Source organism: Nocardia alni, assembly GCF_019038435.1.
Lineage (GTDB): Bacteria > Actinomycetota > Actinomycetes > Mycobacteriales > Mycobacteriaceae > Nocardia > Nocardia alni.
The window spans coordinates 61466-81707 of the sequence record NZ_JAGPOX010000024.1 but is presented as its reverse complement, the minus strand read 5'-3'; the positions used below and the strand labels follow the sequence as shown (position 1 = coordinate 81707).

Sequence of the window (20242 nt, the reverse complement as noted above, 5' to 3'; positions counted from 1 at the left end):
ATCGACGAGCGGACGCTCGCGGCCACGCGCGAGCTGCTCGTCGAGCGCGGATTCGAGGCGACGACGGTCCAGGCGGTCGCCGCCCGCTCGGGCGTGCACGGTTCGGCCATCTACCGGCGCTGGCCGTCGCGCATCGCCTTGATAGAGGAGGCCGCGTTCCCCGGGTTCAGCCCGGTCAGCGTCCAGCCCACCGGTGATCTACGCCGCGATGTGCGCCGATTCATCCGCGCCTACATGGCCGCCTTCAACGCTCCGGCCGCACGGGCGGCCACCGCGGGGCTGCTCGCCTACCGGCAGACCGCCGATCCGCCCGGCCCGTCCGAGACCTATCCGGGCGTCTCGGTCCGGCCGCAGTTCCGGGACATCCTGGCCGCTGCACCGCCGGGTAGCGTCGACCCGGACGTCGATCCGGACGACGTATTCGACATGCTGCTCGGCGCAGTCCTGACCCGCACCCTCGCCTTCGTCGTCACCGCCCGACGGCGCCCGATCGAACGCACCGTCGAGATGATCCTGCGACTGCTGCAACCTCCCGAGGGAGTCCGGGCATCGGAGCAAGACTCTGTCGTCGCCGTCGATGAGCGCAGGTGAAACAGCCGATATACCTCCACGGCGACCGGATCATGCCCTCACCCCATCGGGCGACCCGCCGGCGATTGAACGCGAGGCGATCAGTGCACGAAGCAGGAAGACCGTAGCATTGAGGCTGGCTACCAGCAGCGTAGCCACGTGAGCGAACGGCGGAGGCGGAGCATGACCGATGAGGAAATCCTGGTCGCGTTCGCCCTGACCAGACTGGACAACGCGAACAGCGATCTCGATCTGGAAGACATTGCCGCCCTGGTGGTGCGCCGCCTCGCCCCCGACCAGATGCTCGACCTCGCCACCCGCAACCTCGCCGAACGAAATGAGCTGCGGGGTGCGCTGTTCGAGTCCGCGGTCGAGCACGTGCTCAGAACCGTGCTGACCGCCCGAGGGCCCATCGACTGACACAGCGCGAGCAACCATCCCCTGCCGCGGATCCGCCGCTCGCCGCCGGTAACGCCACGTGCCGAGAGTTCCTGCGGGACATCGAGATCCCGCCGGAGCGGGCGGACTTCGCGCGGATGGACGCGGGCGGCTCCGGACGTTGCCGCAGAACATCCTGCTGGACCCACCACCGCGTCGGAGACCTTCCTGGCCACCCCGATGGCCGAGGTCACGTCCTGACGCCACCAGGACCAGCTGTCACGGTGCCGGCCGGCAGTATCGGGCCGCCGGTCCAGGTACTGAAGATCAGCTGGGTCTCCACACGGGCGACCTCGCGCCGGGCGGTGAACTGGTCCAGCACGAGCCGTTGCAGCTCGCTCGTGCTCGGGCACGCGACATGCACGACGAAGTCGTGAGCGCCGGTGACGTGATGCATCGCGATCGTCTCCGGCTGGGCCAGCACATGCACGACGAATGGGTCCACCAGCGGGCGCGAGTGCGGCTGAACCTGTACTGCGAGCAAGGCCTGCACGGTCCGGCCGACCGCCTCGGGTGCCACCGTGGTCGTGAAGCCGGCGATGACCCCGGCTCGCCGCAAGCGGGCGACGCGCTCCATACAGGTGGACGGGGCCACTCCCACCATCGCGGCGAGCGCCTTGTTCGCGATCCGACCATCGTTCTGCAACGCCCGTAAAATCGCGACATCGACCGAATCCAAGCGTATATCTTCCGTCATATAGCGAATATATGACGGCGAATACTCTGCGAAATCGAACTCGCTGCCACGGTGAGAGGCATGTCGACATACTCGCAACGCACCCGGGCGGTGCACGCCGGCCGGGACGATCTGACCGATCTCGGTGTGCACGCCGTGCCGCTGGACCTGTCCACCACCTACCCCTCCCGCGACAGCCGCGCCGAAGCCGCCCGGCTCGATGTCCTCGGGACAGGCGCGCTGGACGACGGTCCGCCCGTCTACGGCCGGGTGGGCAACCCCACCGTCGCCCGCTTCGAGACCGCGCTGGCCGAATTGGAGGGCGCCGAGGCCGCGGTCGCGTTCGGCAGCGGTATGGCCGCGTTGTCGGCGTGCTTGCTGGCGGCGGTGGCGGCCGGGCGCCCCCATGTGATCGCGATCCGGCCGCTGTACGGCACCAGCGACCACCTGCTCGCCTCCGGACTGCTGGGCACGACCGTGACCTGGGCGGCGCCGGACGAGGTCGCGGCGGCGGTGCGGCCCGATACCGGGCTGTTGATCGTCGAGTCACCGGCCAACCCGACGCTCACCGAGGTCGATCTGCGGCGGCTCACCGAGGCATGTGGCGAGGTGCCGCTGCTGGTGGACAACACGTTCGCCACCCCGGTCGCGCAGCGGCCGATCGAGTGGGGCGCCCGGATCGTGCTGCACAGCGCCACGAAGTTCCTCGGCGGACACGGGGATGTCATGGCCGGAGTGGTGGCGTGCACCGAGGAATACGCTCGCACCCTGCGGCAGATTCGTTTCGCCACGGGCGGGTTGTTGCATCCGCTGGCGGGCTACCTGCTGCTGCGGGGCCTGGCCACCCTGCCTGTGCGGATGGCTGCCGCCGCGGCGACAGCGGCCGAACTCGCCGACCGCCTCGCCACCCACCCGGCCGTGTCGCGGGTCTACTACCCGGGCCGGACGGCCGACCGCCCCCGAGGCCAGATGAGCGGCGGTGGAGCGATCGTGTCGATCGAGGTCGCGGGTGACCCGCACGCAGTCGTCGCGGCGGTGCGGGTGTTCACACCGGCGGTGAGCCTGGGCAGCGTCGACAGCCTGATCCAGCATCCCGCGTCACTGTCGCACCACATCATGGACCCACAGATCCGAGCCGCCACCGGAATCGGCGACCGATTGCTGCGCCTATCGATCGGCCTGGAGGATGTCGAGGATTTGTGGGCCGATCTGGCCCAGGCACTGTGCCGAGCCGGCCGGTAACCGGGGTCCCGCCGAGGATCGGCACATCACCGCGGGTGTCTCACACGGGGATGCCGCCGTAGGTTCGTCGCCACCGCGCCTCGAGGAACGAGAACACCCCGAAGGCAACCAATCCCAGGGCGACCAGAATGAGAAGCCATGGGCCGAAGACGGTTTGGGCGAATTCGCGAAGCACCCCGTCGACTCCCTTCGCGTCGGCCGGGTTGTAGTCGGCGGCCGCGTACAAGGCCGCGATTCCGATGCCGATGACCACCAGACCACGCGCGATGTAACCTACGCGACCGAGCAGCACCACCATGTCCTGGGTGGAGCGCCGCATCCAGCCCATCCGCAGATCCTCGACGAACTCGATCCGCAGACCACGCAGTGTCGTCACGATGCCGGCGGCAGCGATGGCCAGACCGATCAACACGAGAATCACCCGGCCTCCGCTCAGGCTCAATATCCGAGCGGTCAGATCCCGGGCGGTGGCATCGCCGGAGGCCGGTGCCCGGCCGTGCACGACGAACATTAGTGTACTGAAAAAGATGATGGCATAACCGATTCCGGCGCCGAGCGCGAAGAGTCGATCGCGACCGGACCGATACGCCCGGCCCGAGGCGGCCTGCACCAGACGCCACACCGCCAGCGCGCCGAACCCGATGACCAGAATCCACAACAGCAGATACCCCAGCGGCTTGGTGGCGATGGCCTCCAGCGCCCCGGCTCGCTCGGGCTCGTGCCGGGCGATGCCGAGCGCCAGCATGACCCCGATCACGCCGACCACGATGTACGTGATCCCCCGCGCGACGAATCCGAGCCGCGCAGCGGTCTCCAACCCACCGGATGCCGCGCCTCTGCGCTCGACACTCCGCCGCCCCCACCGCCGATACCCACCCCCACGACGCTCACGTTCCGCACGACCGTCGCGATAACGACGACGATATCCGCCTCGATTTCCGATGAAGCTCATCCGCTCTGCCCTGTCCTCGTGCGGCGGCCACGTACGCGCCGACTGTGCGAGCCATACCCGAAACGACACGAATGACGCACGGCGGACACAACTACGACACATCGTGCCCGAAACAATGAGCGCCACAACGAAGTCCGCCCGTCAAGGCCGATACCGCTCCATGCTGTTCGCAGCGGGACTCGAACAGCACTCTCCGCCAGTCAGTATGCGGGCCGAGATACGTTAGTACAGCTGGCCGATTTGCAGATCGCGAGGACCGAACATTTGCCGCACATCGACTTACGACAACGGATACGAGTAATCCATTGGTAGCGAGCTGGTTTCACGCTCGACATGCGGATTCGAGCTGGGCGCTGATGGGGCCGGTCGGCGCGGTGGAGGGAGGTCTTCGACATGATGTCGATGTCCGAACCGCGGCCCGCACCCCAGTGAAGCGTTACCGTACATGTCAGTGGTGGCACATAGCATCTCGGCCATGACGAGTTCGGCCCAGACATACACCTATCTCCGCCCTTCTGCCGTGTACAGCACGGCAGAAGGGCGGAGAGTCGCTTTGGAGACCTCCGGCGGCGCCACACCGGCCGGGCAGGAAGCCCATCCGCGCTTCTTCCGCGGCTTCCTGACCCACCCCCAGGTCGCCGCCGCCGGACTGTTGTGTGTCGCGGACATCGCCGCCGCCCGCTACTACCAGATGCAACTGGACTACTCATGGGACCCGGTGGTCACCGGGGATGGGGACCGGCTGAGGTTCGAGTCGTTCTCGGCTTGCTGCGGGGTGTACGCGCGGCTCGACATGCTGGGCGAGGCCCTCGACGGCGACGATATCGGCCACGGCACGACCAACGTCGACGTGAACATCCCGCTCCAGGATGCCCTGGCCCGGGTGGGGGCGAGCGATCCGCTGCGCCTGGAGGTCGGGCCCGACGAGATGACCGTCACCACCTTCGAGGGGCCGGTGGTGGAGAAGAAGGTGCCGCTGCCCGGGCGCTGGCTGCGCGGCTTCGCTGAGACCCAGGTGATCGCTTCCGCCTTCGACCTGCGCGCCGAACTCCCGGCAGCCGAGGCCGTGGGTTTCCTGCGCGCGCTGCCACGCCCCAGCACCACCCGCGGCGCCTCCAAGGCGGTGCGCTGGGTCGTTCCGGCGGGCCGCTCGCTGCGCGCCACCACCCGGCCGGTCCCCGGCGCGGTCTGCCTGCCCGGGCCCGAGCGGCTGACCGCGCTGACCCGGGTGTTACGTCATGCGACGGGGCTGCGGATCTACGGCCCGGCCGTCACCGCGGGCAGCGGCCCAGTGGCGAGCGCGTGGGAGATCGGACTGCCCGGGATGCGGCTGACCCTCACCCTGTCCCCGGACACGACACGAGGCTTCTCCGGCGAGGGCAGCGTCCTGGACGCCCTGGCGGCGGACGAGTCGGCCGATGACGCCGACCTGGTGTCCGTGCTGCTCGCATGGGACCCCGCCGTCGACATCGCCGACCTCGCCGCGCAGTCCGGGCTGACCCCACAGCGGGTCCGGGCCGCGCTCACCCGCCTCGGCACAGCCGGGCGCATCGGCTACGACACGGCCGAGGCGGCCTACTTCCATCGGGAGCTGCCGTACGACACCGGACAGGCCGAGCGAGACAATCCCCGGCTGCGCGCCGCCCGCGCCCTCGTCGAGGCGGGCGCGGTGCGCCTGGACGGCGAGACGGCCATCGTCACCGTCGGGGACCACAGCCACCGGGTCAGATCCACCGGAGGACGGCTGAGCTGCACCTGCCGCTGGTGGGCCGAGTACCGCGGCGGACGCGGTCCGTGCAAGCACGCCCTCGCCGTCCGAATCGCCCGCCGCGCGGCCACCCCCTGTACGAGCACCACCGCCCAGGACAACACCGACACTGCCACCGGAGCCACCCGATGACCTACACCTACGACTTCCCGGACTACCGGATCCCCGACGGGACCGCCGAAGGCATCCGCGCCCTGCTCGACGCGGTACGCGAGTGCCGCGTCCAGGACATCCCCACGCTGGTCGGCGCCCTGAGCGACGCCGAGCGTCGCAAGGGGCTGGCGGTGCTCGAGCAGTGGCGCAAGGACACCCCGGAACTCTGGCGCGGCGAGGGGAACGTGCCGGTGCGCCAAGGCCTGCTGCTCGCAGGGACGGGATGCTGCACCGGCGCGGCGGCCGCGACCCAATGGCTCACGAGCCGCGATCTGTGGTGGGCCGCACGCGAGGATCCCCGAGCTGCCGTCGGCGTCATGGGCGATCGCGCCCCCGAGTGGCTGGACGAGGTAGCGCGCCGGCTGGCGCAACGCCGCACCGTCGACAGCTGGGAGTACGGGCTGATCAAGCGGCTGTCGCTGATCACCGGCTGTGAGCCGCCCATGACGGACGCCTTCATCCTCGGCTGGGAGAGCGACATCCTGGAGCGAGGTAAGACGATCATGGAAAGGTTGCGGGATGATCCGTTCCTGACAGCGGCCGTCCCCCGGCTCTTCGAGGTGGACGAGGCCGGCTCCGACTTCCAGGACACCGACCTCGGATGGCCCGACGCGCTCGCGGGGCTCGCCCGGGAAGGGCTGCTCAGCCGGGAAATGCTGGTCGAGGGCTGTCTGTCGCGGCTGCTGCGCGGCGGCCGGCTCGGCATCGTGAAGGGCTTCCTCGCCCTGCTGACCGCCCTGGACCTGACCGCGGACGAGCGTGCGGCGCACACCCTCACCTGGGTGCGGATGCTCTCCGACGGGCACTCGCTGACGGCCGCCCGCGCCCAGGAGACGCTGGCCGCACTCGACGAGGCGGGCCGTCTGGAAACCGAGCACCTGGTCGAGGCATCGCGGGTGGCCCTGTTCCGGCCCGAGAAGAAGATCGTGCGCGCCCAGCTGGCCATGCTCGACAAGGCGATCAGGCACGACCGATCCCTCACCGACGAGCTGCTGCCGCTGGCCGCCGAGGTCTTCGGCCACGAGGACCACAGCCTCCAGGACAAGGCCCTCGCCCTGGCCGTCCGCCACCGCAAGCACGCCGGCGACGCCGTCCTCGCCGAACTGGCGGCGAGCGCCGAGCTGCTCCCCTCCGACCTGCGTGAACGCGCGATCGAGGCGCTCGCTGGCGGCGTGGTCGCCGAGAAGGCCGACCCGCCCGTCGCGGAGAGGAACCTGCTGCCGCCCGTGCCGGATCCCGAGCGCCTGGATCCCACACCGCTCGCCCCCGCCGAGCTCGCCGAGGAGGTCGTCGCGCTGCTGCGCGGCAAGGGCACTCCGGCGCAGGAGGAGCGGGCGCTGAACAGCCTCGTGGTCTACGCCCACGCCGACCCGACGGGGCTGCGTGCGGCCCTGGAACCGGTCGTCGCGGCCTACCAGCAGCCCGCCTCATGGTTGAGCGACAACGTCTTCGCGCAGGCGCTCGAGGCCGTCCTCATGTTCGTCATGGGCAAGGCCGCACAGGACAAGACGCGCGCACTCGGCATCCAATCCGGTGTAAAAGCTCTGCGTTTCCGCTCCCAGGAGTACCAGTGCCCGCACACGGCGGTCTGGTCCGTCTGCCTCAGGCGCGCGGCGGAGATCGGGGAGCGGCTGGAGCTGGGGGACCCTTTGCCGTTTCTGCTGGCCACGCCCACCTGGTCGACGGGGACCATCGACCCGTCGGAACTGGTGGCCCGGCTCGCCACCTACGAGGACTCGGGCACCGAGCCCGCCCCGGCGGACCTCGACCAGGCCCTGCTGCGGCTGGACCGGCAGGCGCCGCCCGAAGCACGGGTCACGGCGGACCGGCTCACCTCCCCGGCAGGGCGACGACTGGCCGCCTGGCTCGCCACGGACGGCCTGCCCGATCCCGTCCTCTCCCGGGACACCGAGTCGCTCCCCCGCACCGGTGTCCTCGTGCGCACCGATGCCCTTCCCGGACATGAGGACTATCCCGAACCGTTCCGCTCCCTGCTCGGCACGCACGACCCCATCGGTAATCCGTGCAAGTGCGGGGGCGGCGGACAATGCTCTGCGCAGGCCCTGGCGGTCTTGCCCCAGCATCGGGAGATCATCGCGGCGCGGATGCTGTCGGCCTTCTCGGCCCTGGCCGACTCCGACCACCTCGGTCACGCGGTGCCCGTACTGCCCGCGCTGGCCGAGTCGGGCGGGCCGGCCGGGCCCTCGACCCATCTGCTGGTGGCATACGGGCTCGGGGCACGTCGCGTCGAGGAACAGCTGTTCGCGGTGGACGCCATGCTCGTGCTGGCCGCGCGCGGACAACTCGACGCGGAAGGGCTCGGCCGGGATATCGCCGAGTTGACCGGCCTGCGCCGGCTCAAGCCGAAGCGGGTCGTGGCAGCGCTGCAGGAAGCGGCGCGCACCGGCGCGTACGCCACGGTGTGGGCGGTACTCTCCGGCGCCCTCCCCGGGCTCATGGCGCAAGAACCGGCACCCGCCGGCGGCGCCCTGCTCACGCTCGCGGCCGACTGCGCGGAGCGGTCCGGGGCGCGTGGCGCGATACCGGGGGTCGACGAGTTGGCGGCACGCAAGGGCTCATCACAGCTGATCAAGCAGGCACGGCGGCTCGAGGCGGCACTGAGCCGCGCCGCCCACTAGAAGGTCATGAAGAACTTCACTTCGACCGCCACGTCGTGACAGCCGGTGCGATCCCGGCTCCGGGTTTGCCGTAGCGGCGAAATCGGTTGCGATGGTTTGGAGTTCACCGACTCGGGTAGAACGGCCCAGCGAGCTGTTTCGGTCCAGCGTTGAAGCGGCATTCACATCGAAGAGATTCCGGAGGCACGGGGTGGGTTCACTCGACGCAGACGGCCAACCACTGGACAGGCGTCTTGCCATCTTGGATGACGCCGCCGAATCTCTTGCCAGGGTGCACGGTTCCGGCAAGCAAGCCGAATTGCCGAAGGTTTTCGAGGCGTTGCGATGGGTGCTGTCGTGCCCGGGTGGTGTTCCGGCGGTTCGTACCCGGGCTGATCGCCTGGAGACCGCCGGGTTGTTTCTCGGCACCGACTGGGCGCGGCCGGACATACTGGTCCCCGCGCTCAGCGCGAGTTCGCTGCGCGGCGACAACGCCGACACCGCGGTCCTGGAGGTGGTCAGCGATCTGCGGCTGCTCGCGGTCGCCACGGGCGAACGCACGCATCCGCTCGTCACCGCCGAGCAGGCCCGCGACCATCTCTCCCTGGTCCTGGCGGCCAATCTCAGGATGTTGTTCATGCCCCCGAACGAGGCCGAACGCACTCTACAGGGGGCGACACCTCGGATGGCGCGAGACCTGTTGCGCCACATCGTCGAAGAGATCGGGTACAACAGCGTCTTGGAAAACCTGGTCGACGAGATCTGGCGCATCCTGCACCAGCGTCCCATCCAGGTCGACGAGATCAAGCAGATGATCACCCAGATCGCCGTCGCCCGCAGTAATCCGGACATCGACCTGGGCGTGAGCGCGCTGGGCGCGGACCGGCTGATCAGCAGTCTGTACGGCGCCAGCGACGGCAGTCGCGAGGATCCGGGCGTCGAGGTCTACCGCGCTCGCCTGGACACCATGGACGACGGCGCATTGCGGTTCGAGGCAACAGGATTCGCCCGATCGATGCACGACACCGGGTTGGTCTCGCCATATCACGTAGTGCTGCTGCGCTTTCTGCTCGCGAAAGAGGACTACCTCATCAGCGAGGCGCTGGGATTGTCCAGCACCGGAATCGAATGCCTGCTGCGCTATCACGATCTGGTCCGCGCCCTGATCGACGAAGCCGTCCATATCGAAACGGCGCAATGCATATACGGCCTCGCCCTGCTGCTGGAACGTGGCATCCTGCATCAACCGCCGGTCGCGCCGGCGATGTGGAGAGCGCTCTCGACGCGCCCGTCGGAATACTCGCGGGAACGTCTGAAACTGGTGTTCGGGCCCACTCCCCACCCGCGGGCCCGGTTGCTGTCGGGTGTGCTGTGCGTGCTGGGACAACCACTCGGAGTCGGGCAGGGCGACAACCCGACCTGCCAAGCTGCTCGCGCGCTGTCGATGTGGTCGTCCAACGACCCCGACTATCTGCTACAGACGGTAGTATGGACTGCCCGTGACGACGAGATAATCATGCACTTCGAAGGGCAGCCGATCTCCTCCCGGGACAGCGTCTCCGGCGTGGCGACCCACCTGCCGATGGACCTGGATCCGGTGTCGTTGCTGGTGGTCCCGCATCTGGATCGAATCTACGCGGAGATGGGACGTCGGTGTGCGGGCCGCGAGGGTGATCCGCACCGCTGGGTGAACCCGGAGTTCCACGGCTGGTGGTCCGGTCGGGGGTTCCACATCAACGTGGACGTGGCCACCGGCAAGCTGATCGACCTCACCGATTTCCTGCGGGACTTCTACGCGAGCTACCACCCGTTCCACAACGGCAACCTTCCGCTGATCCACCCGCAACCAGCCGGGATCGCGGTGACCGACAGCGCCGCGCGCTTCATCGGCTGGCATGCGATCACCGTGCTGCGGGTCACCCTCGACCCCGAAGGCGTCATGCGGGTCTACTTCTACAACCCCAACAACGACAGCGGTCAGGATTGGGGGTACGGAGTGGTCGTGGGCACCGCCGGGCACGGCGAACGGTTCGGTGAGGCATCGCTGCCTTTCGAGCAGTTCGCCTCCCGCCTCTACATCTTCCATTCCGACCCGCTCGAACCCGGAAATCCGGGATCGGTCGACGACGAGGAATTGCGGCGTGTCATGGAGCACATCCGAGCCAGCTGGGGCGCCGACCGGATGCCGGCACACTGACGCAGCATCAGAGGCTCCGCAAAGCTCTGTGCAGCTGACGACCGCACCCATTTCGAGCGTCGTGTTCGGCGACTGCGCGTCTGGTTCTGGCGTGTGGCCCTACATGGCTTCCTGCGTCCGGCGCGTGTCCGGATTCTCGGAGTGAAGGTTTGCGCCGCTGCGGGGGATTCGCTTGTCGGTCGCCCAGACGGCCAGCGCGCAAGCGGCGAATCCGGCTCCGAGGAAGCTGGAGCCCACCCAGCCGTGGGTGGCGAAGACCGCGGTGGTGGTGGCTGCGCCGAGGGCGGAGCCGAGGGAGTAGAAGGTCATGTAGCCGCCGATGACGCTGCTGAGGTATTGCGGGTATGAGGCGGTGAGCACGTGCTGGTTGCTCACATGGACGGCCTGGACCGCGAAGTCGAGCGCCACGATTCCGACGATGAGCACCCAGAGGGACCACGGCAGGTACGCGATCGCCGCCCACGAGCCGATGAGCAGGGCGAGGGCGAGGCCGCTGACCAGGCGCGCCCGTCCTGCATCGGCCCACCGTCCGGCGCGTGCCGCGCCGACTGCGCCGGCGAGTCCGGCGAGGCCGAACAGTCCGATCCGAGTCTCGCTCAGATGCCACGGCGCGCCCGCTAGCGGCAGGGCATATCCGTTCCACAGGGTTCCGAACGAGGCGAACAAGAAGAATGCGATGAGCCCGCGCGTCAGGAAGGTGCGCCGGCGGAACAATTCGCCGAGTGAGACGACGGCTCGGCGGTATCCCGCGATCCGGCGAGAGCGCTCCTCCACCGGAAGGACGGCGGGGACCAGGGCCGCCAGCCCGAGGGACAGCACCGCGAGCACGACGTAGATGCTCCGCCATCCCCACGCGTCGGCGATCATGCCGGTCACGACTCGGGCGCCGAGGATGCCGACCACCACACCCGAGGTCACGACGCCGATGTTGCGTCCGCGTTCGGCGGGCGGGGAGACCGACGCGGCGTAGGCCACGGTGGTCTGCACCACGACCGCGAACAGTCCGGCCGTTGCCAGCCCCGCGAACGCCAGCCAGGCAGCCGGCGCCGAGGCCGTCAGGATCAGGCCCACCGCGGTGAGCGCCAGGTGCGCGGCGATGAGTCGGCGCCTGTCGGCCACCACATCGCCGAGCGGCACCAGCAGTACCAGCCCTATCAGATAGCCGAATTGGGCGATCGAGACGATCCATCCGGTGAGTCCGGGAGGCAGGCCGAGATCGCGCCCCATCGGCTCCAGAACCGGTTGCGCGGCATAGATGCTCGCCACCGCGACACCGCACACCATCGCGAGCAGCAACCGTCGCCACATGTTCATTCCAGGCCTCAATCAGTAGCAAATTGCAACCGTTTTGACGGTACGGCATAATGGTTGCAATCTGCAACCCATCGGGAGGTGTCATGTCGCGCAGCACTGTCCGCGCTCCGAACCCCGAGTGGACCGATCCCGGCTGCCCCACGGCTCGCGCGCTCGACCTCGTCGGCGACAGGTGGAGCCTGCTGGTGATCCGCGATGCGATGGACGGTGTGCGATCGTTCACCGAATTCCAGCGGTGCACCGGCATCGCCCGCAACATCCTCACCGATCGCCTGCACAAGCTCATCGCTCACGGGCTTCTCGCCCAGCGCACCGCGGCGTCGGGCCGACGTCAGGAATATGTGCTCACCGCCGCCGGCCGCGACCTGTTCCCGGTCATCCTCACCCTGCGGCAGTGGGGCGAACGCCATGCCTTCGCTCCGGGCGAGAAGCACTCCACCCTGGTCGACGAGCATGGCACTCGCGTCCCGGAAATCGCGCCGATCAGCGCCGACGGCACCCTCCTCGATACCGGCAACACCCACGTACAGAAGAACCGGTAGCGGCTCGAGCCTCGCACACCGCGGTCGTCGACGATCCCGGCTCAGGAAGCGATCGCTCGCCGCAGCGAGATGCCGAATACGACGGCGACCAGGGCTGGAAGCAGCCACCAAGCGTTCACGCCGAGGTGCACGAGAAGGGCGGTCGCCGCCAGCCCGATCACCACACCGAGCGCGGCGACCCAGTCATCGCCGATGATGAAGTCGTACCAGAACGCGAAAAAGGCTTTGAGAGCGCTCACTGGGATACCTCCGCGGCCCGCAACGCCGCGGCCCGAATCCGCCCGAGTAGGAACACCGTTGCGATCCCGACCACGGCCACAGCGGGCACCAGCACCAGCAGCGCGGCGTCCGCGTGCGGCCAGCTCACCCCGGCTCCCTCACTGGACCAGAAGATCCCGAACGAGGTGAGCATCACCCCGACGACGAATTTCATGGTGTTCTCCGGCACCCGTGCCAGCGGCGCTCGGACCGCCACGCCGAGCAGGGCGACAGCCAGCACCGCGAGGGCGGCGCCCAGGGCGGCAACCGGGACATTGTGCTGATTCGCGCCGAAGGTCACCACGATGAACACCACCTCGAGACCCTCCAGGAAGATCCCCTTGAACGACAGCGTGAACGCGTACCAGTCGTGGACGCTGCCGCGCCCACCGGTCGACGCCGTTGCGGCCGCGGCGATTTCCCTCTCGTATGCGGCCGCTTCGTCGTGCAATGCCTTATATCCCGACCCGCGCAACACTGCCTTGCGCAACCACTGCAGACCGAAGGTCAGCAGGAGCGCGCCCACGACCACCCGCAGCACGGTCAACGGGACGAACTGGACGGCAGGACCCAGGACCGCGACCACGACGGCCAGTGTCGCCAGGGCTGCCACCATGCCCTGGAGAGTTGAGCGCCACCCGCGGCTGGTGCCCGCGGCCAGCACGATGGTCAATGCCTCGACCGCCTCCACGGCGCAGGCCAGGAATACCGTGACTGCCAGGGCGTATCCGCCGCCGTTCATCGGCCACCGCCGTCCCGGTGAGCGGAATCCTGTTGGGTATTCATGCGACCTCCTCGATCGATGGTTCGGTGGAATAGCCACACCACAGCAGCGGCAGGACTCCACGCACCCACGCGGAGGCGGGCGAGGCGCCGTGCACCTGGGACCGCGGTCAGGAAATTGTCGTTGATCTGATCCGTTGTCCCCGACATCAGCCTGGCACTCTTGGGTAACGCCCCGGCCGGATACCCGAAGATCAGCAGCCAGACCGTGCCGTACAGGTCGAGCCCCAACGACGCCGCCCGCGGCAGCCGAATCACCGCCGCGAGCCGGTCAGCGGTTGCGGTGCCCGCCGGGGGTGACGGCGGGAGATGTTCGCCTCCAGCAGTGCGATCGACGTGGCCACCCCGACATCGCCGTCGCCGACATCGGCCAGGCGGCCGTCCTCGGCGCGCAACCTTACCAGCATCTCGGTCATCGCCGTGTGCGCCGCGAACAGGCACGGCGTGGAATAGATCGCCACATCGACGCCGAGATCCTCCAGTTCGCTCAACGATAGCCGCGGCGAGAGGCCACCGGCAATCTGGTTGAACAGCAACGGTTTCGACCCGATCACGCCACGCACCTTCCGGATCCACTCGACACTGCGCACGCCGTCGATCAGCAGCACATCGGCGTCCGTGGCCGCCAATGCCGACGCACCCAGCGCCTCCAACTGCTCGACGACATGACACGCCACCTCGACATCGACATAGCCGTCGTCGATGTCGACCAGCAGATGCTGGTCCGGGAACGCCAGACGTAATCGCTGCACGAACCCGACCATGTCGGGCCACGCGATGAACCCGATATCCGGCAACCCGTAATAGGAGGCCGCGAAACCGAAGCCGGACACGAACATTCCATCGTAATGCTGCGCCGCGATCGAGGCCGAATACATGTCGTAGATTCCGATCAACGGGGTGACCCCGTCCCGGATGATCTCCTCGCGCAACCCAGTGCCGTACCTCATGATCTCCGCCTTCCGTATCCGCGGCCGCACGGCTCGAGGAACCGGCGCCGTCCTGGTGGCTGACAATCAGAATGTCTGCCAAGGTTGCGCTCGCATCGCTGAGAAGACACTGAGAGTGCCGAGCAAGCCGAGACGGCCTAACGATTCTCAGCGCTGCCACAGCGAGTGGTCACTACGGTCGCAGGCTATGACTGAGACGACCGGGCCCGAGGTCGGCACGACCCGGCGCATGCTGAGCAAGGTACCCGAGGTCACGATGTGGTTCTGGGTCATCAAGGTCCTGTGCACCACAGTCGGCGAAACCTTCGCCGACTGGATCAACGCGCTGCGCGCCACGATGCCGGACCCGGCGACCGAAACCCAGACCCTCACGAATCTCCTTGCCGCACTGGGCTGATCCAACGCATGACACGCTTCGGAATAGCGCACACGGCGATCACGTAACCGGAATCGATCGTCGTCGGCGCCCTGCACGACACGGTCCGGGCGGTTGATGACCCGCGATGTCCGGATGCGCGGGCGTGGGATCGTCCGGAACCCCGAGGGATCCGCGGCGCTGGGTTCGGGAGGCTCTCAGCGTGCTCTCAGTGCCGGTCGGGGATAGTGTCGAGAGTCCATGTCCGCCAGCGCCGTGATGCCCGCCGCGCGCCCTCGAAACCCGCTGTCCACCCCCATCTCTCGACACCCTTCCCCGGCGCCGGGGCGGTGTTTACCGCCGTGTCCGCCCCTCTCATTCGCAAAGGTGACCCGTTGAGCACCCCATCCGGCAGACCGAGTTCGTCCGCACTGACCCGCATCGGCGCGCTGCGCGTACCCGAGATCACCGCGGCGTTCTGGATCGTCAAGGGATTGTCCACCGCCATGGGCGAATCCACCTCCGACTACCTGGTCACCAGTATCGACCCGCAGATTGCCGTCGTCCTGGGCTTCGTTGTCTTCGCCGCGGCCCTCGTGCTGCAGCTGCGCGTGGGCCGCTACAACGCGTGGACCTACTGGCTCGCGGTCGTGGGGGTCGGTGTCTTCGGCACCATGGCCGCCGATGTGATGCACGTAGTCCTCGGCGTCCCCTACCCGATCTCCACCGCCTTCTACGCGGTGGCCCTGGCCGCGGTGTTCATCGTTTGGTATCGCACCGAGCACACCCTGTCCATCCATGCCGTCGACACCACACGACGCGAACTCTTCTACTGGGCTGCGGTCATGGCGACCTTCGCCATGGGCACCGCCCTGGGCGACTTCACCGCCTACACACTGCATCTGGGCTACGCCACCTCCGCGGCCCTGTTCGCCGTCGCGATCCTGATCCCTGCGGCCGGTTACCGCTGGCTGGGATGGAACCCGATCCTGTGCTTCTGGACCGCCTACGTCCTGACCCGCCCCCTTGGCGCCTCGGTCGCGGACTGGCTCGGCAAACCTACTGACACCAGCGGCCTCGGCATCGGCGACGGACCGGTCGTGGCCGTATTCGGCCTGCTCATCCTCGCCCTGGTGGCCTACTTGGCGATCACCAAATCCGATGTGCAGCAGACAATCCGAACAAGCGGCTCGCACCACGAGGACCCCGCGCCGCGGCGGTGACCGAAGCACCCGACGGGGCCGTGTCCCGGCCCGCGCCCCCGAAGGCCCACCTCAGCGACGACATCGCGTAGGGGGATCCGGCCCGAGAAAGCAAGAAACCCGCGCGATCCGCGCGGGTCTCTGTTCTCATCGGCTCCTAGATGGCGCGGACGCTCTGGGCCTGCGGGCCCTTCTGGCCTTGGCCGATCTCGAACTCGACACGCTGGCCCTCATCAAGGGACTTGAAGCCCGAGCCGGAAATCTCGGAGTAGTGGACGAAAACATCCGGTCCGCCGCCGTCCTGCGCGATGAATCCGAAGCCCTTTTCGCCGTTGAACCACTTCACACTGCCTTGTGACATGTACTTTTTATGACTTCCTGTAGCGAGCCGGGCGATCACTGCAACAACCCGTGCTCGACACCTATCCTGCCACACCCGCCCCGGCAGGCACAGTCGGGGGCGGGCAACGGCGCGCCGGTGACCGTGATCCCGAGCGTTCGCAGTGCCGATGGCGTGGGACGAGAAACCCTCGCCGGCTGTGCCGCAGCGAGAATGTGTGCGCCCACTGCCACCAATATCAGTGAATCGGTGAGGCCAGGTACTCGAGCGGCTGGGGTGATTCTGAGATTGATTGCGCCGCTGGATGGTTCGTCGGCCTCACCGCTCTCGCTCGGTCACTGTGTCAGGGTGAACCCGTCGTAGTCGTCGGCGGCGACCTGGTCGCATTTTTCGCGATATGCTCCGACGCCGCCGATGTACGCGTACATCACCCTCGGTTTGCCGGGCACATTCGACCCCACGTACCAGGAGTCCACCTTCGGATAAAGCGTCATATCGCCTGCTTCGCCGACGTGCCGAGTCCACGCCTGCTCCGCGTCGGTCTCGGCCTCCATGGCCTTGACTCCCCTGGTCCGCATCGTATCGATCGCGTCTGCCACCCAGTCGACGTGCTGCTCGATGGACACCATCATGTTCGACAGGACCGATGGGCTACCCGGGCCGGTGATCGTGAAGAGGTTCGGAAAGCCCGCCGCGGTGAGGCCGAGGTAGGTGACAGGCCCGGCGGCCCACTTCTCCCGCAGCGACGCACCATCCCGGCCACGAATGTCGATCGCGTCCAGCGCACCGGTCATCGCGTCGTATCCGGTGGCGTAGATGATGTCGTCGAACTCGAAACTCTCCTGCGTCGTCGCGAGTCCTGACGCGGTGATCTCGGCGAGCGGGGTCGTGGAGACGTCCACGAGCCGGACATTAGGACGATTGAAGGTCTCGTAGTAATCCGTCCCCAGGACCGGGCGCTTGACACCGAAGAAGCCGGCGGGCTGAAGTAGCTGGGCGACAGCCGGATCCGCCACGATCTCGGCGATCCGGTCGCGGATGAACTGGGCGGCGGTCTCGTTGGAGGCTTCGTCGGAGAGAGTGTCGGTGAATCCGACCATCATGCTGACGAGTTCGCTGTCTTTGTCCGCCCATACCTTGCGATAGAAGGCATTTCGCTCCTGTTCGCTCACCTCGAGCGCCCCCTTGGTGGCCTCGGGTTGCGCGATGCCGAAGCCCGATTCCCGGTTGGCCTTGCGCACATCGCGGTAGCGAGACTTGATCCCGCGCTGGAATTCGGGATCGATGGCGTGATTGCGTGCGGGGAGAACATAGTTCGGAGTCCGCTGGAACACGGTGAGCTTCTCGGCCGTTCGGGCGATGAGCGGGATGACCTGCACCCCAGAGGAACCGGTCCCGATCACCGCGACCCGCCGGCCGGTGAAGTCCACCTCCCGCTCGGGCCAGTGACCGGTGTGGAAGCTGCGGCCCCGGAAGGTCTCGATGCCCGGAATCTCCACCATCTTCGGCACCGACAGACAGCCTGTCGCCATGATCGCGAACCGCGCCGAGACGACCTCACCCCGATCGGTCGTGATCCGCCACCGCGCGGCGGACTCGTCGTAGACCGCAGCGGTGACGCGGGTCCGCAACCGCACGTCCTTACGCAGATCGAAACGATCGGCGACGTGGTTGATGTAGCGGAGCAGCTCCGGCTGCGGCGGATACTTCTCCGTCCACTCCCACTCCTGTTCGAGTTCCGGGTCGAAGGAGTAGTTGTAGTACATGCTCTTCACATCGACGCGTGCGCCCGGATAGCGGTTCCAGAACCACGTGCCGCCGAGTCCGTCGCCGGCTTCGTATACCTGTACCGAGAGTCCGAGTTCGCGCAGCTTGTGCAGCATGTGGAGACCGGCGAATCCGGCTCCGACGACGACCGCGTCGATCTCGCGAGCTTCCTGCCCGGTCGGGAATTCGGAGTGCTCCGAGGTCGATGTCATCGTGGGGCCCGCCTTTCGATGAGTTGCCGTGAGACGCCTGGACAGCGGCTCGGCTCGACCATGGGCCGAACCGACAGTGATCTGGCCCAGGGAAAAGCTGGGCGCGAGGTCGGATGCCGCGGACGATGATGCCGCAGAAGTCCTCACCCCCCTCCCTCGTGCTGCCGCGACTCGGTTGATGTCACGAGCTCATCGGTGCGCGGATGAACTCACCGAGCAGCAATCTCCCAGACAAGTACAGGCTATAGATTAACGGAATATCCTTGCGCGCGTGCGTGGTTCCACACAACCTCCGTCAGGTCCGTTGCCTGACATCAGCGACGCACACAGGTCGACCGGATGTCGTTGCAGGATAGGAGGATCTGCCGATGCCGTCACCACGGCTGCCTCTGCGCGACAGGTGAATCCGCCAGCTGAGAGTCTATCGCGTCGCCCATCAGGCGAGACGCATCGGCGGGCAGGCCGGGAACCGAACCGGTAGTGCCGCCAAGGCGCGGTGGAACTGCCCCAGCCTCCAATCCAGTTGCCGCACAGGTATTTGCGGACGGATGTCCGGCAGGGCATCGAGCAGCAGATCGATGCCCTGCGAGGCGATCGTCAGAGCGAGGGGCTGGGCCGGGCAGGCGTGCGGACCGGCGCCCCACGCCAGGTGCGACCGGTTGCCTCTGCGGTCACCACCCACGACGGGATCGTTGTTGCACGCGGCCAAGCTGACCACTACCGGTTGATCGGCCGGCAGCCACACATCGCCGACGAGTTGCGGCTGTCTGGGGTAGCTCACACACCAGTTCGCCAGCGGCGGATCCTCGAACAGCACGGCATCGATGGCATCCCGGGTATCCATGGTGCCGCTGAGGATCTCACCGGCGTATTGTTCGTCGGTCATCAACAGCAGCAACGCGTTGAGGATAAGATTGCAGGCCGGCTCCGTGCCCATCGAGAACAGCAGCGCCGCCTGATTCACCATCTCCATCAGATCGAGCCCGTCCGGATGCCTCAGCAGCTCCGAGGTCAGATCGTCGCCCGGCGCGGCCTGCTTCTGCTGGACAACTTCGATCAGAGCCTCGACGAAACGCTGCTGCCCCTCCTCGGCGCCGACGCCCTCCAGCATCGCGGCCATCCCCTGATAAGCCGCGGCCGCGGCATCTTCGGGAAAACCCATCAGTTCGCTCAGGACCCGGAAGGTCAACGGAAACGCGTAGTCCGTCCGCAGGTCAGCGGTACCGCGCTCGCAGAAACTGTTGATCAACGCCTCGGCGGCCCGCGCCACCGCGTCGTGCACCCTGTGCAGGTCGACGGTTTCCAACGCGGCGATGATGGTGCGCCGGTACCGCTTGTGCTCCGCACCCGCGGTGCGCAGCGCATTCTGCCGGTAACCCAGCATCGGCACCAGGGGGCAGTCCGGCGAAGCGTTCTTCTCCCATCGACGGGAATCGGCAGGGAAATGCTGCTCGTCGTTGAGGATCTCCACGGCCACCTGGTAGCCGATCACGAGCGTCGCCGGCACACCCGGAGAAAGCTCGACCGGTACCAACGGGCCGTGCCGCCGCATCCCTGCGTAGACACGGTGCGGATCGGCCGCGAACGCGGGGACATCCAGCCGGACATGCGAGTCGGCGGATACCGAGGATCCATACGCCATCGGGGATTCACCCCGCACACCTGGTCCTGTATCGCTCACCGCATGCCCCCCGCTCGAGGTGCCGCGTTGCCTGCCTCTCTGCCTGCTTCGGAACGGCCGAGCATTCGTTGTGTGGGCATGCCAAGGAACAGTACCGGAAAGTGTTGCACTCCAACGCGTCCAGCGAACCGGACACGATAGCTGGTCGCAATTACAGGCTGCCGATGAATTCGCGCGCATCCCCCTGCATCGCACGAACTGTACCTCCGCAACCAGTTGCTGGA

General features: G+C 67.6%; 17 protein-coding genes and 1 pseudogene. 9 read left to right on the top strand and 9 right to left on the bottom strand.

What is annotated here, in order from left to right; genetic code table 11:
• The coding region (locus JZ791_RS12405) for a helix-turn-helix domain-containing protein (RefSeq protein ID WP_216894398.1) at positions 1 to 591 on the top strand (591 nt) is incomplete at its 5' end.
• Positions 592 to 753: 162 nt separating this feature from the next.
• Positions 754 to 990: a hypothetical protein gene (locus JZ791_RS12400; protein ID WP_216894397.1), complete on the top strand. Its 237-nt coding sequence runs from the start codon at positions 754 to 756 to the stop codon at positions 988 to 990.
• Between the two features lie 208 nt (positions 991 to 1198).
• Here the strand turns inward: JZ791_RS12400 and JZ791_RS12395 are convergent, their stop codons facing one another.
• Positions 1199 to 1705, bottom strand: a complete 507-nt coding sequence (locus tag JZ791_RS12395) for an Lrp/AsnC family transcriptional regulator (protein ID WP_216894396.1) — start codon at positions 1703 to 1705, stop codon at positions 1199 to 1201.
• Positions 1706 to 1765: 60 nt separating this feature from the next.
• On the opposite strand from JZ791_RS12395, the gene JZ791_RS12390 reads away from it, so the two are divergent.
• Positions 1766 to 2926 carry a trans-sulfuration enzyme family protein gene (locus JZ791_RS12390; protein ID WP_216894395.1) on the top strand — a complete coding sequence of 387 codons (1161 nt, stop codon included), beginning with the start codon at positions 1766 to 1768 and terminating at the stop codon, positions 2924 to 2926.
• Positions 2927 to 2966: 40 nt separating this feature from the next.
• Here the strand turns inward: JZ791_RS12390 and JZ791_RS12385 are convergent, their stop codons facing one another.
• Positions 2967 to 3743 carry a DUF1206 domain-containing protein gene (locus tag JZ791_RS12385; RefSeq protein WP_254205612.1) on the bottom strand — a complete coding sequence of 259 codons (777 nt, stop codon included), beginning with the start codon at positions 3741 to 3743 and terminating at the stop codon, positions 2967 to 2969.
• A 610-nt stretch (positions 3744 to 4353) separates the two neighbouring features.
• Here JZ791_RS12385 and JZ791_RS12380 point away from each other — a divergent pair.
• The 3 genes from JZ791_RS12380 to JZ791_RS12370 all read left to right on the top strand — a co-directional run bounded on the left by JZ791_RS12380 (position 4354) and on the right by JZ791_RS12370 (position 10614).
• The gene (locus JZ791_RS12380; RefSeq protein ID WP_216894393.1) at positions 4354 to 5778 is read left to right on the top strand and encodes an SWIM zinc finger family protein; all 1425 of its coding nucleotides are present in this window, start codon (positions 4354 to 4356) and stop codon (positions 5776 to 5778) included.
• Positions 5775 to 8438, top strand: coding sequence for a DUF7824 domain-containing protein (locus tag JZ791_RS12375; protein ID WP_216894392.1), 2664 nt, complete (start codon positions 5775 to 5777; stop codon positions 8436 to 8438). The genes JZ791_RS12380 and JZ791_RS12375 overlap by 4 nt, the downstream gene beginning before the upstream one ends.
• A 190-nt stretch (positions 8439 to 8628) precedes the next feature.
• A complete protein-coding gene (locus tag JZ791_RS12370) occupies positions 8629 to 10614 on the top strand; it encodes a hypothetical protein (protein ID WP_216894391.1) in 1986 nt (661 codons plus the stop codon).
• Positions 10615 to 10713: 99 nt separating this feature from the next.
• Here the strand turns inward: JZ791_RS12370 and JZ791_RS12365 are convergent, their stop codons facing one another.
• Positions 10714 to 11928, bottom strand: coding sequence for an MFS transporter (locus JZ791_RS12365; protein ID WP_254205611.1), 1215 nt, complete (start codon positions 11926 to 11928; stop codon positions 10714 to 10716).
• 83 nt (positions 11929 to 12011) lie between these two features.
• Between JZ791_RS12365 and JZ791_RS12360 the strand changes: the two genes are divergently transcribed.
• Entirely contained in the window at positions 12012 to 12470 is a 459-nt protein-coding gene (locus JZ791_RS12360; RefSeq protein ID WP_216894390.1) for a winged helix-turn-helix transcriptional regulator, read from the top strand.
• A gap of 41 nt (positions 12471 to 12511) precedes the next feature.
• Here the strand turns inward: JZ791_RS12360 and JZ791_RS12355 are convergent, their stop codons facing one another.
• From JZ791_RS12355 to JZ791_RS12345, 3 genes are all read right to left on the bottom strand, one after another.
• Positions 12512 to 12709, bottom strand: a complete 198-nt coding sequence (locus JZ791_RS12355; protein ID WP_216894389.1) for a hypothetical protein — start codon at positions 12707 to 12709, stop codon at positions 12512 to 12514.
• Complete coding sequence (locus tag JZ791_RS12350) at positions 12706 to 13470, bottom strand: COG4280 domain-containing protein (protein WP_216894388.1); 765 nt, start codon at positions 13468 to 13470, stop codon at positions 12706 to 12708. The genes JZ791_RS12355 and JZ791_RS12350 overlap by 4 nt, the downstream gene beginning before the upstream one ends.
• 295 nt (positions 13471 to 13765) lie before the next feature.
• Positions 13766 to 14461 (bottom strand): isocitrate lyase/phosphoenolpyruvate mutase family protein, encoded by a 696-nt coding sequence (locus JZ791_RS12345; RefSeq protein ID WP_216894387.1) that lies wholly within the window; start codon positions 14459 to 14461, stop codon positions 13766 to 13768.
• 187 nt (positions 14462 to 14648) lie between these two features.
• Between JZ791_RS12345 and JZ791_RS47175 the strand changes: the two are divergent.
• A pseudogene (locus JZ791_RS47175) lies at positions 14649 to 14783 on the top strand (hypothetical protein); the annotation flags it as partial.
• A 428-nt stretch (positions 14784 to 15211) separates the two neighbouring features.
• On the top strand, positions 15212 to 16039 hold the full coding sequence (locus JZ791_RS12335) for a COG4705 family protein (protein WP_254205610.1): 828 nt from the start codon (positions 15212 to 15214) through the stop codon (positions 16037 to 16039).
• A 136-nt stretch (positions 16040 to 16175) separates the two neighbouring features.
• Here the strand turns inward: JZ791_RS12335 and JZ791_RS12330 are convergent, their stop codons facing one another.
• From JZ791_RS12330 to JZ791_RS12320, 3 genes are all read right to left on the bottom strand, one after another.
• A complete protein-coding gene (locus tag JZ791_RS12330) occupies positions 16176 to 16379 on the bottom strand; it encodes a cold-shock protein (protein WP_030517997.1) in 204 nt (67 codons plus the stop codon).
• 314 nt (positions 16380 to 16693) lie between these two features.
• Positions 16694 to 18337, bottom strand: a complete 1644-nt coding sequence (locus JZ791_RS12325; RefSeq protein WP_216894386.1) for a flavin-containing monooxygenase — start codon at positions 18335 to 18337, stop codon at positions 16694 to 16696.
• Between the two features lie 436 nt (positions 18338 to 18773).
• Positions 18774 to 19979: a cytochrome P450 family protein gene (locus JZ791_RS12320; RefSeq protein WP_216894385.1), complete on the bottom strand. Its 1206-nt coding sequence runs from the start codon at positions 19977 to 19979 to the stop codon at positions 18774 to 18776.
• Positions 19980 to 20242 lie beyond the last annotated feature (263 nt).